Origin of the sequence: Trichormus sp. NMC-1, assembly GCF_001858025.1 — a bacterium.
Taxonomy (GTDB): Bacteria; Cyanobacteriota; Cyanobacteriia; order Cyanobacteriales; family Nostocaceae; genus Anabaena.
On sequence record NZ_LZQD01000001.1, the window covers coordinates 1,163,897 to 1,178,684 of the forward strand.

The window sequence follows — 14,788 nt, forward strand, 5'->3', positions numbered from 1 at the left end:
ATGATACAGAAATGCTTTTTAATTTACGACTTTTCAATTAATCGGAGCGGCGGGATTCGAACCCACGACCTCCACTACCCCAAAGTGGCGCGCTACCAAGCTGCGCTACGCCCCGTCTACTTAATTTTAGATTCTAGATTTTGGATTTAGGGTTTATCCAAATTTGTTTATCTAAAACTTATTTAAGTCACTCTTACGAGAGTATCACAAGCTTCGGGAAAATAGCAAGCTTTTTTCAAAAAACTTTGAGAATCTCTGTTGCTTGCACTAACTCTGGCACGGCGGCAGCATCCCATTTACCTTCAACACATCGTCCTGTATTGAGTATGAACCGCAGACTATAGGCGTGAGCATAGCCTTCTACCTCCATCCATAATAAATCGCTTTCCGCTTCACAGGCAATTTTTTCTTCATCCATTAATTCTGTGGCTAGATGCTTGATGGTAGCGGCTAATTTTGCGAGAAGTTGGCAAAAGTCATTTAATTCCGCTTCGGTTAATTCTAGCGCCCAATCGTCTGTACCCACTAAACCTTTAAATTCTGCTGCGTCAGGATTCCAGCCAATACGCCAACCTGTTCCGCTTTTGATAACTCGTTGCATGAATGCTTTTTTAATACCAAAGGATGCTAAGGAGATTCTCGCCAATTTTAATTTTTAATTTTTAATTTTGGACAGGATTAAAAATATCAACTAAGACTTGGACTAAGTTATTGCGTTGCTTGCGGGTAAGTTTAGCAATAGCAGTGCGATCGCCTTCTATCGGATTTTGCTGTAATGTATCATTACCTGGATAGGATGGTTCATACACCGTTTCATTGGCATTTAGATAATCTGCCAAGGTTAACTTCCAATCTAAGCGATATAAGGGTGATCTCCCTTTCACGTAAATGTGGTAGCGAATCATCCGACTAGCTAAAGTGTTGTTTTCAGCAACTTTTTTAGTCTCTTTACTGATATATTGATTTTCTTTTGGCAGGTCGGGCAATTGCTGATACACTAGTTGCCAAACATCGCTAGGACTGATTCTCTGAGCTACTGCGGGTGAAATGCTGAGTAAACTCGTACTTACTGTACCTGTAATTATCACACTCACTGCTATTACGGCTATGATGAGCGCTGATTTGAACCGCAAAAATAAAAGTTTTTTCTTTTGCATAGCTTCAAAGATTCTGAGATGAAAGTGATACTGAGAGTTTTTTACTCAGAATGGGTAATTTTCATCTCAGTGTTAATTGACGGAGTTATTTTAGAGTTCGCCGATAATTTCTGGTTGAGTCATTTCGTCAGACATCTCCAGAATCGCTCTGAGTACGGGTTTCATAATCGCATCTTCGTTATTTTCAAAATCTTCATAACGCCTACGTTTGGCGCGATTCGCTACCTGAACCGTAATGCGGTAGCGATTTGAGGCGGCACTAATAAGCTCCTCAGCACGGAGCATAATCTGAGACTGAGTTGTCTCGAACTTGGAACGCTTAAGCATAGTTAGTGACTTTTGAGATTCTACCCTAGTTTAGCAGTACTGAATTACATATTTTGGAAACAATAGAAGACTTTTTTAAATCTAAATATTCAAATGGAGAATTCACTCACAATTTCAAATATAGAATTAAGTTATGCCTAAATACAATGTAGCCAGTAAACAAAAATCGCTGACACTATTACTAACCCTGAGTCTCACTACTTTTTGTCTGTCACCAATCCCGCCTTCAATTGCAAAAAATATACCCCAGCCTTCTGATGCACCACTGGAACTAAATTTATTGAATAGGCCAAAAGGTTCGGTAATCACAGCTAACACTATTAACCCAGAAAGATTAACTGTTCCTAGTTTATGGTGGGCGAAAGAAAACTCAGAAAACAAACTCTTAGATAACTGGATTGCATATCCAAAAGCTGAAAAACAATCAGCCCGTGTTGATTTGATAGTAAACCAGCAAATTTGGAGTTTATTAGACTATCTCGAACGCTACAACTTTGTCAACCAAATGGGCAGTATAGCTAGAAATTTTGGTTATAATATCCGAGTTTTCAATTATCAACAAGAACCTTTAGCAACTTACACTTGTAACTTTAGCAATAGTCCAGAGTTATGCAATATCCAAATGAACAATCAAAGTAGGTTAGGCTTACGTCAAGTCATTCAGGAAAATTAAAATAATTCATAATTCGTATACTAAAAACGGTTAATATCTGAACTTTACCAATACCTTGTCCAAATCGAAAAAAGTCTTGATTTGTAGGTTGGGTTGAGGTACAAAACCCAACAAATGCGTCGGGTTGCGCTGTCGCTTAACCCAACCTACAAAAAATGGACAAGGTATTGATAGAGCCTCCGGTAAATCATCCCAAGTTTTTCATTTTTATAAATAGAGACTCATACTGTTTGGTTGTTGCCGGTGATAATGGCAGTAAAAATTCGCTTTTTTCCAATATTTCCTGATTCTTTAATAAAAGGTCATGCAATGGTTTCTGAACTTCATCAGTAGAAATATTTGTGGCAATAGGCGAATTACTTTTAGTGAGGATTGCAATTTGTTTAGCTATATTTGGTTGCCAACAAAAATTAATCCATTCAGATGCTAAAGCCTCTTTTGCCACACCTGCTGGACTTACCCATAAATCTGCCCAAATTGCTGTTCCTGATTGGGGAATAACTGTAGTGAGTTTTGGATAGCGATTTAGTATAGGAAGGATGTCACTTGACCAACCAACTGCTAACCAAGTATCTCCAGTAATTAGCGGTTCTAGGTAGGTAGTAGAATCATAGAATTTTACCTGTTGATTTAAAGCCTGTAATTCTGTTTCCAGGGAGGGGATTTGGTCAATATTTTCTGTATTGTAAGATTTTCCGAGTTTCTTTAAAACCAAACCGATGACTTCTCTGGGCTGATTGAGTAGAGAAATACGCGATCGCAATTCACTTCGCCACAAATCGTCCCAATCCTTTGGTTGCCAATCAAACTCTTTAAATTTATCACGATTATAAACAATTACTGTATTGCCCCAGCGATAAGGCGCACCCCAAACTTTTCCTTGCGGATTTAGATTTCCTTGATCGTCACGCTGTATAAGTTGCTGCCACTTTTCGTTTAAGCTTGACCACTCTTTGATCTGTTGTGTTTCTATTGGTTGAATTATTTTTTGTTCAATCGCAGCTTTGAGCCAATAATCTCCCAATGTCACCAAGTTAGCTTTTGGTGCTTTTTGATTGGGAAGCAGTTGGAGAAAACGAGTCAATCCTTTCTGATTTTCGGCTTTTGGTTGCTGCCAAGTTTGTAATTGCTGAAATAAATTTTTAATCTGATCAATTGGCGAGAACTTTAACTCTACCTTTGACTTGAGACTTTTGCGAAATTGATTAACTACCTGACCAGGGATGGAACCTTTTAATAACTGCACGTTGAGTTGGATCTGGTTTTTTCCAGCGCACCCAATCAGCAGTTGAGAAACTGCTAGTCCACTTGTACCTAGTAAAAAAGACCGTCGATCCATTGATTTTGAAATTTGTAACTATACTTAGTATATTAAGTAATTTTCAAAAAAGATCTGCAACGCTTATTTGAATTTTCCTCCCTCTGCTTCCTACCCTCTCCCACCTACCTTAAAAACAATGGAGTATTTTCTCATTTGCAAGTCTCCTACCTCCACGAGTCACTATGGCTGCACTACGCAGGCTATCACAACTCAATTGGGATGATTCGGATTACTATCTGAAAGATTAAATAAATCATAAGTATTGTTAAGATTGCCGGTAAATTGAATAACATAGAAAAACTATTTTTAAACGAGAGTATTAAATGGAGCCATTACAAAAACAGATACTGACTTTAAGCCAGAAACTGGATGCCCTCTGCCAAGTGATTGAAAAACTTGACACGAAAGTATCTCAGGGATTATCAGTGTGTGCCTTAGAGCAACTACAGGCAAGAGATCATTATCAGGAAAAGAACGAAAATGAACGTTACCAGTTAAAAGGACGGATCAGTTTTAGTTCTGAATTAGAGCATAAAGATATCTTGATAGATAGCATTTGTCCAGACATGAATTTTCAAGCTGGAGATAAGCAAATAACCCCAGAAATTCAAATCCAACGACTGACAGCGCAATTAACAGCAGCATACAATCGTATTGCCGCTTTGGAAGAACAATTAATGCGAGAAAGAATCCACTAATTGCTCATTGCTTATTGGTGATAATTTGACGATGACTTAATTGCTGAAGTTGGTCTTCAATGGCTGCCAAAAGTTGATATTGCTGCCAATTGTGACTCAGATAGGCAGCTATACAAGCGGCTCCTGCACCAACACCTTCCTTCACAAAACCCTGCTCATAAGCTTGGAGTTGGGGATAATGAGAATCAGCAAAACTCAATTGTGTCGCTAACAGGGGAGGAATTGTATTACCCTGGTTTGTGGTTTTTTTACCTAAGCTCAGGGCTAAGTCAACTGTACCGCCGGTGGGATCTTCTGCTACCCAACGGGTTGTACCTACAACTATTGCTTCTGGTTGCCAAGGTAAAGAGTAAGTTTGAGCGATCGCTTGAATCAGAGCATAAACAGCCAGCATTTGTGTACCACCAGCTAATAAAACTCCACAACGACGACTGGCTGCGATCGCCATCCCAGCCACTACCACTTGCATGGGATCTCCTACCGCTGCCACAAGTTGTAAAGGGTCTATAGGATTTTGGATTTTTTCTAGACCTGCTTGCACCAACGCCCACTTTTGTTCATGGTTACAAATCGGATGACTGCTGTTGACTTTTCCGGCGGCATCAATACCCAAACCCGATAAAATTGCCAAAGCCGTTGTCGTCCCACCAACCACACACTCACTTAAAATCACATACCCATTTGGAATCTCAGCACTCAGTCGAGAACCCCACAGCAACCCCTGTTCCAGCAAATGTTTTACCGTTGCTATTTCCAGAGCCACACCTGTACTTAAACACCTAGCAGGGCTACCACCTAAATCAATTATTGGCACAGCCGGAATCTTGAGCAATCCCCCATTAAATAAATACAATGGGATGTTGAGGGCAGCAACTACAGCACGGGAAATTAACACAGGAGATGCCCCAGCCGTCAAGGGTGGTAAGGGATATTGGGGCTGATGTTCTGCACCGTAATATAAAAATTCAGCATCCGCACAAGCCGTATATTTCCGATCCTCTGGAGTCAAACCTGCTGCGGAAATCCCTGGGATTAAACCAGTTTCTGTAAAACCTAAAATACAGGCAAAAACAGGTAAACTACCGCGATAATGCCGTAACCATTTTTCACCCTGTTTTATTTGTGTATAAATCTTAATCATTATCGTCAAGTCGCTTCTCTACGAGACGCTGCGCGAATGCTCCAATTAAAAATTAAAAATTATTAATTAAAAATTGCAATCAGTGGGGGCTTGCACCCAAAATTAATTAATTAAAAATTAAAAAAGCAGGCGACACAAGCTTTTTGAGAATTTTTAATGGTTGGTTAATTTACGCAGTTATGTACTAGTAATGCTTCCCTTAATTTGTAATGCCTCGAAACTCACCGCGTCCCCATCTCCGTGTCCCCCCATCTCTTCTTTTATTTACGCCGTGTTGTACTAATAATTCAAAACTCACCGCGTCCCCATCTCCGTGTCCCCCCATCTCTTCTTTTATTTACGCCGTGTTGTACTAATAATTCAAAACTCACCGCGTCCCCATCTCCCCATCTCCCCATCTCCCCATCTCCCCATCTCCATCCCCCATCTCCCCATCCCTAACCCTCATAATCCATTAGCACTTGCACCCAGCGTGGCGGACGGGGAATCGGATTTCCCAAACGATCCAACAAGAACCATGCTGCCAGATGTACCACAAATAGGTAAATCAGGTTGTTGAATGCAATTAATACTACTGCCCCCACTTGAATCACAAACACACTGGGAGTTGCCAATATTTCCAACTTCAGGAATATCCACTCGATAATTTCTGTCACCTGGGTAATTACATAAACCCATAAATCTTCACCCGATAATACCGACAGCAACCACAAGCGAAAAAATACCCCCAAAGTACTTAAAAGCATACCTAAAATGATAGAAACAATCCAGGGTACTCGACGATGCCACGTCGCCCCCAACAGCACCCCCATCAATCCAAAGGGCATTACAAACAAAATACTGCGAACAGGCCCCATTAGCACCGCCAATAGTAAGCCAGAGGTGAGAGCAGCCATCCAAGCAGCACGTTTACCCCAGCGCAAGTAAACTAGAGCAATCGGTACTGGAAAAAAGATCCGTAAAACAGGACCCAAGGGAAAATAAAAATTAATAAACCATATCAAACTAGCAGTACTGGCTAAAAACGCCGTTTCTACCATCCTCAAAGGAGCATCAACCTTGAGAAAAGGTCGGGTTAACGGCTCTTGTTGATCTAACTGATGACTAGAAAGTGAAGATTCAGGCGATGTATCTTCCTCCGGTTCATCTGGCACAGAATCTAAAATACCCATACTGAACGAGGTGTTAAATTATCATTTTTTCTAAAGCTGACAAATCGGGAATACACATAATATCTTGATCCCGTACAATCAAGCCTTTTTTTTCCAGTCTTGTCAATACTCGTGTCACTGTTTCCCGTGCCAGTCCACTCAAACTACTCAATTCCCGGTGAGGTAAATTGGGAATTTCCGTGCCAGTGTCCCCTCTTTTTCCCTGTCCTTCTGCTAAAAATAGTATAGTATCTGCCACCCGCGATTGACTATCCGATTCCCGCAGACGTAATCGCCGATTTACTTGCCGTAACCGACGTGCCATTAGTTGTGCTAATCTCAGTCCTGCCAAAGGTTCTGTATTTAATAACTTCACAAAATCTTGAGCAGGCATACTGCCAATCATCGTTGGAGTTAGAGTAATTACATCCGTAGAGCGCGGAACTTCATCGAGTGCCGCCATTTCCCCAAATAATTCTCCTTGGCCAATAATATTTAGTGTTACCTCTTTACCTTCTAAATTATATGTGCGGATTTTTACCCATCCATCCACAACAAAATACACAGAACCACCCCAGTCATTTTCTAGCAGAATCACTTGATTGGCTGGGTGAGTACGAGTAACAAGATGGGTGAGGGCTTTTTCAACAATCGATTCAGGCAAACCTTGAAAAAAGGGTGCTGAAGTTATCCAACCATGAGCGGTTGTCTGCAAGCTATATCGATCTTCCATTAGGACATATTTATTAAAGCTGCTATCAATACAACAAGCAAGATCGCTGTTTTAAAAATAAGCTATCAAATAACAGCCGCTTTTCAAGAGGAAACTAAACTATGTTACACAAGAAAACGACAATATAGTTTTTTCTCAGCAATCTTCATCTTAATCTATAAATTTCAGTGATCGGCAATTACTTTCCTCCAGTGCAGCATGACAAAAATAACTATTAACCCTGATGATGCAGTTGCATCTCCCAGTAATTCATCACATAATTGCCGTCAGAAGTCAGAGCAATAACTTTTGCTACTGAGAATTTAGGCAATTTTAAATACCATAAGAATCACAGTACATTTTTAGCTAAGGTAATTTAACGTGACTTCCCGTGCAGATGAAATTCACAACCTGATCGCAGATATTGACAACTTACTTGCCAATAGTGGCAACCGTTTGTCGAAGCTACTGTCTGGTCAAGGGACCGAAGACAAAGAAGTTTTACACCGAGTTCGTGACTTTCTGATGAAACTCACCGAAACTGAAGTATCTGAAGACAGCACCCCCAAGCAGTACGCTACACAACCACTATCCTCTTTATTGGCACGATTTGTGGAGCAGGAGAATAATCAATCAGCATCACATTATAATCAAACCCAAGAGGAACAGAGCAATGTTGTCGCTGGACAATTAAAAGATGAACTTTTATTTTTGCTTCAGCCCTTGCAAGCGGAATTATCAGGACTGTTGCAAGAGAGAGCGACTCTTGTGCAAGAAATTAGGCAGCTAGAACAAAAGCGACTGCAAAACTACTCCTTAGCGCAGCAGTTAGCAAATCAAGAGCAGATAATCGCCGAATTTTTACAAGTTTTAATAAGTCGCTTAATACCAAGTCTAACACCTCATTTGAAACAAACCGGTTCTAATCCTCCCAGTTCTGCCACAGATGAACAGAACCAGAATCTGGAAGTAAGTACTTATCCAATACCGTCTAGTTTAGAATCAGCGGAGGGGGTAGACAGGTTAGCTAGTCTGGCAACAGAATTGGATCAACGCTTGTTGTCACTAGATGGCACTGTTAATGTTGTCTTTGGTTCACTAGAGCGTAACATCAACTCCTATCATCAATCCCTATCTCAAGCACTGACGAGAATGCACAGCCAGGGGATACAAGGTGAACAGTTGATGGTAAACTTTTTGAATAATTTGACCCAGTATTTACAACAACAATCCCCAGATACCCAGACTTTATTTTCTGGGGTAGATACTGAATTAGAGGTAGAGCCAGTTTCAACTAGTACTGAAGTGGTAAGTCAACTTTTACCATTAATTGAGTTAGAAGATGACTCTTCACCTCATCTTGCTTCTGCAATAGAAGATACTGAGACTGTAGAGAATCTGGATGTAGTACTGTCATATCTTGCCAGCGATGAGTTTCTGGCTTCAAACCATGCTGTTACCACTTCACAGGAATTGCAGTCTGAGGGTGTTGAGGAGAATCTAGATACAGTACTGTCAGAAATTACCACAGATGATTCTTTCTCTGATGATTTTGTCGCTCTTACCACCCCAGAGCAATTACAGTCAGAGACTTCTAATGCCGTAGACCAACTTTATGCGAGTTTGTTTGGTGCTGAAAATTCTACTATTTCCAAAGAGTCGATGATAATCACACCTGAGTTATCGGCTCCAGAAATAACTCCATCTTCAGCTATTTCAGGGCAACAAGATGCAAATATCTTAGAGCAAAGCAGCAATCCCGTTACGGAACTGCCCCATGCTCTGATAGAGTCCACAGAGCCATCATATGAGTTATGGGAAGGCTTGTTGTTAACCGAGGATACACAGCCACAAGCCGAAGTTACCACAACAGATACTGCCCCCACACTACTCGACTCTCTGCCAGATAGTACTGATACAATTACAGTTCTTACTGATTTATTGGTTGATGCCAGCAGTGACCAACAACTTTTAGAAGTATTATCCATTGAGGATAATTTAGAAATTACAGGGGAGGAAACTCTGATAGTCTCCTCGCCAATAGAGATACCAACAGAGGCGCAAGATTTACTGGTATCTACTTACATTACCGCTTCACCCCAGGAAAATTTACTGTCTCTAGAAAATAATGAGGCACAAATTGTACCGGACATTGTTCTAGACGAAGAGCAGTTGCAGCAATTGAATCGAGATTTGGCTAACTTTGATTGGCAATTTAATTCTGCCTCACAGTCTCCTACTCACTCGGAAAGTTTCCAGAATTCTCTCAATACAGTTGTGACGATAACTGAAAATCCTAGCAGCCAATCAGTAGAAAATATACCAACTGCTGTTGTTTCTGATTTGGATATTCCTCAATTGGAAGTTGGGGGAGATTTGAATCAAACAACTGAAAAAAAAAAGGAACCGACAATTTTTTTCCAGGACGCTTCTTTGCCTACCAATAACAATTGGAGTGCTACTTCTGAAGCGACAGTCTCAAATTTGGATTCAATTTGGTATTTAGGAATTGATTTGGGTACAACTGGGATTTCTGCGGCGCTATTGAATCGTTCCCGATCCGTTGTTTATCCTATTTATTGGTCAGCACAAATCCAACTAGGCGAAACTGTTTTTGAGCAATCATTTCGCTTACCCGCAGAAGTTTATCTACCTACGGCTTCTATACCTCATGCAGAAACTATTGAGCAGACAACACCTGCGGCTGTAGCTAAGGATAAAGTCTCTGACAATCTGGCTCAAAATTCTTCCCTCCATGAATCACCAGAAGAGCCAAAGCAACATCTTTATTCTACCCATTTAAAGCCCTATTTACACGTAGCTATCCCCTACAAGAATGCCCAGCAAAAATGGGAACCTGTGTTGCAGTTAAATGAATTTTCAGCCGGACCATTGATTTGGGTGGTGCGATCGCTCTCTAAACTCCTATTAACTCTCAAATCTGAGCAAAGCAGTACTACTCCCGCTTTAATTGCTCAAGCTGTGGGGATCGATACACAAACTTTCTCTAACATCATCAATAACCTGACTGGTGTTGTTTGTACTTGTCCCTCTAATTGGTTAGAACAATATCGGTTCAATGTGCGGGAAGCTATTCTCACTAGTAAACTTGTCTCCCATGCCCAACAAGTATTTTTTGTTGAGGAAGCGATCGCTAGTTTACTCCCAGAACTTGATAGCGGTGATTCTCAACCAGTCCAATTGAGTGAAAATCAGGGTTTGCGTCCTTTAAAAACTAGCGAACATCTTCTTTTGGGTAACACTCTGGCACTGAATATTGGCGCAACCTCAACAGAAATGGTACTGGTTGATTTACCAGGTGACTTAAGCCAATTAACATACAGAGATTTTATGCTCCACAGTTTTGCCTATGCGGGTAAAGGCATTGAGCAGGATATTATCTGTCAGTTACTGCTACCACCAAAATCTCGTCAACCCCGTGAGCAAGCGCAGGCCAATAGCAACACAGGAATCAGTAATCCTACTCAAAGGCATTGGCAACCCTCTATTCCTGGTTTAGATCAGCTGCACTTGTCTAGTTTGGGGTTGGAAGCATTAGAACTACCACGAGTTGGAGAACCAGATCTTGCTGCCCGCATTCGCTTTCAGCAGCGGTTAGAAAGTTCTCTGTTAGGACAAGCTCTGTTAGAGGCTGCTACCGCCCTGAAACTGATTTTGCAACACCAAGAATCTTTTACTCTAGAATTAGCTGACAGCTTGTGGGTATTGCAGCGACGGGATTTAGAGAGCCAAGTATTTGTGCCATTTGTACGTCGTCTCAATCGCGAACTCAATAAGTTATTAGTGGCTCCTGGAAGTTTTACACCGAGTTCGTGACTTTCTGATGAAACTCACCGAAACTGAAGTATCTGAAGACAGCACCCCCAAGCAGTACGCTACACAACCACTATCCTCTTTATTGGCACGATTTGTGGAGCAGGAGAATAATCAATCAGCATCACATTATAATCAAACCCAAGAGGAACAGAGCAATGTTGTCGCTGGACAATTAAAAGATGAACTTTTATTTTTGCTTCAGCCCTTGCAAGCGGAATTATCAGGACTGTTGCAAGAGAGAGCGACTCTTGTGCAAGAAATTAGGCAGCTAGAACAAAAGCGACTGCAAAACTACTCCTTAGCGCAGCAGTTAGCAAATCAAGAGCAGATAATCGCCGAATTTTTACAAGTTTTAATAAGTCGCTTAATACCAAGTCTAACACCTCATTTGAAACAAACCGGTTCTAATCCTCCCAGTTCTGCCACAGATGAACAGAACCAGAATTCTCTCTGGCGGAGTGGCATCTGTGGGTACAGTCAACCGTTGGTTAAGGCAAAAACTTCCTAACGCCAAGATTATTCAGGATTTAGATCTGGGTGAAAACGGCGCTCCTAATTGTAGTCGGGTTGCCTATGGACTGGCTTTGTTGCCTCTGCATCACCAGGTTTTAGAAATGCCCAGACAACAGTACACTGATTATTTCCTGTTTACTGAATTGCTGAAGCTTTTACCTGATAGCTCGCACGGTGTTCGCGGTAGCGTGCCGGAGGCATCAACTATACGTTCCCTATCTTTTGGTGAAGTTCTGCAATTATTTGAAAGTCGTGGCATCAATACCCGCACTTGTCAACAGCGACTACTGGCTTTCTTGGAAGGTGAATTACCTCCAGGATTAATACCTACTGTTCTGTCGAAAAGGCTACCTAATTCAGATACTACGGGAATGCCTTTAGATTCTATTTGGTTGACCAAAAGCTCCCAGGAAAATCTAGATTATCAAGCGATCGCAGCTGCACCACTTTTTGAAAAACAAGGAAATCTTACTTATCGACCGAATTATCAACAACTTTTGTCTCTGCGTCGCTATCTCGATGCTATCAAAGCTAGTAGTCTGCAATCACTAGAAGAACCATATACAGTTAATTTTGCCTTCACTGCAAATCCTCCCCATTAATTTTCCCAAAAACATCTTCCAAAAGAAATATATAAAAGGAGTGCTCATGTGATTTAAAGAAACATAACTGCACCGTATTAATAACGCCTACTTTTGAGTACAAACACCTTATACCCAAAAGTAGGCGTATATTTTTAACATTTGGTTTTAGAGTATTTACCGGGTAAATTAGTAATTATACTGAGCAGAAAACTCAGACACAGAAACACTTCTAACCCCATAACACGTTTTATATTCTCTCTTCCCTGCCATAACTTTTATTATATAAAAAACATCAAAACTTTAAAATACCTTGGCTTAATGAAAAGATTGTATAAAGTTCTATAGTTTTGCTTTTTATGGTGTGAACAATTACTTATGATCATTATAAATTTAATTGAAATCTGCTTTCGCCCGCAAAAGATGCAAAAGATCAACATAAATTGTGTCCCTGTCTACTCTTAGAAATAAAACCAAAAGTTATACTGTGGCTAATTTAAGTATCCTCAACCATCTGACTGTTATTGATGTATCATCACAGTCACTTCACCCATCAACTACTAGTACTACAAAAAGATTAATTGATATTCTCGGAGCCATTGTTGGTTTAATAATTACATCCCTAGTCGCACTTCCCATAGCAATTGCTACCTTATGTAGTGATCCAGGTCCAATATTGTATTCCCAAATCCGCTGTGGACTTAACGGACAGACCTTTCAGATCTGGAAGTTCCGTTCTATGGTGGTTAATGCAGATAAACTCAAATCTCTAGTCAAAAATCAAGCCCAAGGCCATATCTTTAAATCTACAGATGATCCTCGTATTACTCCTTTGGGTAAGTTTCTGCGACGCAGTAGCTTAGATGAACTCCCTCAATTTTGGAATGTCTTAATGGGAGATATGAGCATAGTAGGCACTCGTCCACCCACTCCTGATGAAGTCATTCACTATGAACCACATCACTGGGATAGATTGCGAGTTAAACCCGGCATTACTGGAGAGTGGCAGACTCATGGTCGTTCCCAAATTAAGGACTTTGAATCTATTGTCAGTATGGATTTAGATTATCAAAGTAAGTGGTCTATCACTTATGACTTGATGCTAATGTTTAAAACTATCTGGGTAGTTTTAAATAGAAATGGTGCTTATTAGAAACTAATTAGTGAAGTAAGTCAGCACAATCAAATTAAACTGTTGATCTGCAAACGATATTAACCGTTAATTAACCCTTTACGCCGCTACCACTATCAGTAGGTACGATATACCGCTGTAAAAATAAAAATAATAGCAACACTGGAGCAATAGAAATTATTGACCCAGCAGCTACTAATCGCCAATCTAGAGAAAACGTACCCGCTAGTTTAGCCACTCCCAAGGGTAAAGTATATAAACTCTCATCTTGGATGACAATTAAAGGCCACAAAAAGTCACTCCAAGCACCAATAAATACAAAAATAGCTAGGGTTATGAGTGCTGGGCGAATAGCTGGCAACATTATATGCCACCACAATCCTAATTCTGAACTACCATCTAAGCGGGCAGCTTCTTCTATTTCTTTAGGCACACTCATAAAAGCCTGTCGCAATAAAAAAATCCCGAAGGCTGATGCTAAACTGGGAAAAATTATTCCTAAATAACTATTTCTCAACCCTAACTGAACTGTCAAGATATAAAGGGGAATCATGACGATTTGGAAGGGAATCATGATTGTCGAGACTATGGCAATAAAGATTCCGTCTCGCCCCACAAATGATAATCTGGCTAAGGGATAAGCGGCTAAAGCACAAAATAGTAGATTCAATCCCACAGTTAGTACAGCCACTAAGGTACTGTTATATAGGTACTGACCAAAGGGTAAGGATTCCCACACACGAGAGAAGTTGTCTAATGTGGGTTGACTGGGTAATAATTGCGGCGGTGATTGTAGGATGTTTTCTGTGGGCGATTTTAAAGCTGTGCTAATTAGCCATAGCAGAGGGAAAAGGGTAACAATTGCGATCGCTCCTAGTATTCCATAAATTAATAACGTTTGCAGGCGTGATTCTTTTAAGTTCAGCATTTTAATTTTTAATTTTTAATTTTTAATTGTTCAACTCCTCATCAACCCATTTTCCGTCACCACTGCTTGTAAAGGCTGATCCCAACTATCTACGGGGAGTTGAGGTAAATAGGCAAAATCAAAAACTATCCCCATAGTTGGTTTTTTAGCCCAATCAGGAGAACTCAAACATCGGTCATAATATCCCCCACCATAACCCAAGCGATATCCTTGAACATCACAACCCACACAGGGAACAAGAATTAAATCTACTTCTTCAATATCAATTATTCGTGCTTCTGGGTGTGGTTCACGAATACCATAAGCACCTGTATTAATAACGTCTTCAGGTTGCCAAAAATGCCAAACTAGGGATTTACCAACACAACGGGGAAAACTCCAACGTTTTTCTGAGTTAGTAAACAGTAAACTCAAGTCAGGTTCTTGACGAAAGCTAAAAAAAGCGAGAATGGTAGTAGATTGAGTAAATAATAGAGAGTTTTGTAAATTAGAGGAAATGCGATCGCTCTTTTCTCTCCACTCAACAACAGACATGGCTTGTCGCGTTTTGATCAGAGTACGTCGTAGCTTGGCTTTATTTAGTTGAGTATCAATGTTGTTCATGAAACCAAAATCAG

General features: G+C 40.5%; 14 protein-coding genes, 1 tRNA gene and 1 pseudogene. 6 read left to right on the forward strand and 10 right to left on the reverse strand.

The window, feature by feature from the left end; translation table 11 throughout:
- Window positions 1–41: 41 nt before the first annotated feature.
- The 4 genes from A9Y75_RS05250 to A9Y75_RS05265 all read right to left on the reverse strand — a co-directional run bounded on the left by A9Y75_RS05250 (window position 42) and on the right by A9Y75_RS05265 (window position 1,484).
- Window positions 42–115: transfer RNA gene (locus tag A9Y75_RS05250), tRNA-Pro, on the reverse strand.
- Between the two features lie 120 nt (window positions 116–235).
- Window positions 236–601, reverse strand: a complete 366-nt coding sequence (locus A9Y75_RS05255; RefSeq protein ID WP_071188476.1) for a DUF1818 family protein — start codon at window positions 599–601, stop codon at window positions 236–238.
- Between the two features lie 61 nt (window positions 602–662).
- Entirely contained in the window at window positions 663–1,157 is a 495-nt protein-coding gene (locus A9Y75_RS05260; RefSeq protein ID WP_177176111.1) for a hypothetical protein, read from the reverse strand.
- Window positions 1,158–1,247: 90 nt separating this feature from the next.
- A complete protein-coding gene (locus A9Y75_RS05265) occupies window positions 1,248–1,484 on the reverse strand; it encodes a DNA-directed RNA polymerase subunit omega (RefSeq protein ID WP_026104076.1) in 237 nt (78 codons plus the stop codon).
- 133 nt (window positions 1,485–1,617) lie between these two features.
- Here A9Y75_RS05265 and A9Y75_RS05270 point away from each other — a divergent pair, with 133 nt between their 5' ends.
- On the forward strand, window positions 1,618–2,157 hold the full coding sequence (locus A9Y75_RS05270) for a hypothetical protein (RefSeq protein WP_071188477.1): 540 nt from the start codon (window positions 1,618–1,620) through the stop codon (window positions 2,155–2,157).
- 187 nt (window positions 2,158–2,344) lie between these two features.
- Here A9Y75_RS05270 and A9Y75_RS05275 read toward each other — a convergent pair whose 3' ends face one another.
- Window positions 2,345–3,496 (reverse strand): extracellular solute-binding protein, encoded by a 1,152-nt coding sequence (locus tag A9Y75_RS05275; RefSeq protein ID WP_071188478.1) that lies wholly within the window; start codon window positions 3,494–3,496, stop codon window positions 2,345–2,347.
- Between the two features lie 305 nt (window positions 3,497–3,801).
- On the opposite strand from A9Y75_RS05275, the gene A9Y75_RS05280 reads away from it, so the two are divergent.
- Window positions 3,802–4,176, forward strand: a complete 375-nt coding sequence (locus A9Y75_RS05280) for a hypothetical protein (RefSeq protein ID WP_071188479.1) — start codon at window positions 3,802–3,804, stop codon at window positions 4,174–4,176.
- Window positions 4,177–4,180: 4 nt separating this feature from the next.
- Here the strand turns inward: A9Y75_RS05280 and cobT are convergent, their stop codons facing one another.
- From cobT to A9Y75_RS05295, 3 genes are all read right to left on the reverse strand, one after another.
- Window positions 4,181–5,317 carry a nicotinate mononucleotide-dependent phosphoribosyltransferase CobT gene (gene cobT, locus A9Y75_RS05285; RefSeq protein ID WP_071188480.1) on the reverse strand — a complete coding sequence of 379 codons (1,137 nt, stop codon included), beginning with the start codon at window positions 5,315–5,317 and terminating at the stop codon, window positions 4,181–4,183.
- 437 nt (window positions 5,318–5,754) lie between these two features.
- Complete coding sequence (locus tag A9Y75_RS05290) at window positions 5,755–6,489, reverse strand: DUF2232 domain-containing protein (protein WP_071188481.1); 735 nt, start codon at window positions 6,487–6,489, stop codon at window positions 5,755–5,757.
- A gap of 13 nt (window positions 6,490–6,502) precedes the next feature.
- Window positions 6,503–7,201, reverse strand: coding sequence for a Crp/Fnr family transcriptional regulator (locus tag A9Y75_RS05295; protein ID WP_071188482.1), 699 nt, complete (start codon window positions 7,199–7,201; stop codon window positions 6,503–6,505).
- Between the two features lie 360 nt (window positions 7,202–7,561).
- On the opposite strand from A9Y75_RS05295, the gene A9Y75_RS05300 reads away from it, so the two are divergent.
- The 4 genes and pseudogenes from A9Y75_RS05300 (at window position 7,562) to A9Y75_RS05315 (ending at window position 13,264) form a co-directional block, all read left to right on the forward strand.
- A complete protein-coding gene (locus tag A9Y75_RS05300) occupies window positions 7,562–11,017 on the forward strand; it encodes a hypothetical protein (RefSeq protein WP_236721330.1) in 3,456 nt (1,151 codons plus the stop codon).
- Window positions 11,018–11,024: 7 nt separating this feature from the next.
- Window positions 11,025–11,525 carry a hypothetical protein gene (locus A9Y75_RS05305; RefSeq protein WP_071188483.1) on the forward strand — a complete coding sequence of 167 codons (501 nt, stop codon included), beginning with the start codon at window positions 11,025–11,027 and terminating at the stop codon, window positions 11,523–11,525.
- Window positions 11,461–12,132 (forward strand): annotated as a pseudogene (locus A9Y75_RS05310) (hypothetical protein); the annotation flags it as partial. The gene A9Y75_RS05305 and the pseudogene A9Y75_RS05310, both read left to right, overlap by 65 nt.
- Window positions 12,133–12,556: 424 nt before the next feature.
- A complete protein-coding gene (locus A9Y75_RS05315) occupies window positions 12,557–13,264 on the forward strand; it encodes a sugar transferase (RefSeq protein ID WP_071188485.1) in 708 nt (235 codons plus the stop codon).
- Between the two features lie 70 nt (window positions 13,265–13,334).
- Here A9Y75_RS05315 and A9Y75_RS05320 read toward each other — a convergent pair whose 3' ends face one another.
- Both A9Y75_RS05320 and A9Y75_RS05325 read right to left on the reverse strand, forming a co-directional pair.
- On the reverse strand, window positions 13,335–14,171 hold the full coding sequence (locus tag A9Y75_RS05320) for a carbohydrate ABC transporter permease (RefSeq protein ID WP_071188486.1): 837 nt from the start codon (window positions 14,169–14,171) through the stop codon (window positions 13,335–13,337).
- A gap of 30 nt (window positions 14,172–14,201) precedes the next feature.
- The gene (locus tag A9Y75_RS05325; RefSeq protein WP_071188487.1) at window positions 14,202–14,774 is read right to left on the reverse strand and encodes a 5-formyltetrahydrofolate cyclo-ligase; all 573 of its coding nucleotides are present in this window, start codon (window positions 14,772–14,774) and stop codon (window positions 14,202–14,204) included.
- Between the last annotated feature and the right edge of the window lie 14 nt (window positions 14,775–14,788).

Excerpts from the sequence above, each read along its gene's own strand:
- A9Y75_RS05325 (WP_071188487.1), bottom strand. The coding sequence starts at position 14,774 with ATGAACAACATTGATACTCAACTAAATAAAGCCAAGCTACGACGTACT.
- A9Y75_RS05295 (WP_071188482.1), bottom strand. The coding sequence starts at position 7,201 with ATGGAAGATCGATATAGCTTGCAGACAACCGCTCATGGTTGGATAACT.
- A9Y75_RS05270 (WP_071188477.1), top strand. The coding sequence starts at position 1,618 with ATGCCTAAATACAATGTAGCCAGTAAACAAAAATCGCTGACACTATTA.
- A9Y75_RS05265 (WP_026104076.1), bottom strand. The coding sequence starts at position 1,484 with ATGCTTAAGCGTTCCAAGTTCGAGACAACTCAGTCTCAGATTATGCTC.
- A9Y75_RS05305 (WP_071188483.1), top strand. The coding sequence starts at position 11,025 with ATGAAACTCACCGAAACTGAAGTATCTGAAGACAGCACCCCCAAGCAG.
- A9Y75_RS05280 (WP_071188479.1), top strand. The coding sequence starts at position 3,802 with ATGGAGCCATTACAAAAACAGATACTGACTTTAAGCCAGAAACTGGAT.
- A9Y75_RS05320 (WP_071188486.1), bottom strand. The coding sequence starts at position 14,171 with ATGCTGAACTTAAAAGAATCACGCCTGCAAACGTTATTAATTTATGGA.
- A9Y75_RS05275 (WP_071188478.1), bottom strand. The coding sequence starts at position 3,496 with ATGGATCGACGGTCTTTTTTACTAGGTACAAGTGGACTAGCAGTTTCT.
- A9Y75_RS05260 (WP_177176111.1), bottom strand. The coding sequence starts at position 1,157 with ATGCAAAAGAAAAAACTTTTATTTTTGCGGTTCAAATCAGCGCTCATC.
- A9Y75_RS05255 (WP_071188476.1), bottom strand. The coding sequence starts at position 601 with ATGCAACGAGTTATCAAAAGCGGAACAGGTTGGCGTATTGGCTGGAAT.
- cobT (WP_071188480.1), bottom strand. The coding sequence starts at position 5,317 with ATGATTAAGATTTATACACAAATAAAACAGGGTGAAAAATGGTTACGG.
- A9Y75_RS05290 (WP_071188481.1), bottom strand. The coding sequence starts at position 6,489 with ATGGGTATTTTAGATTCTGTGCCAGATGAACCGGAGGAAGATACATCG.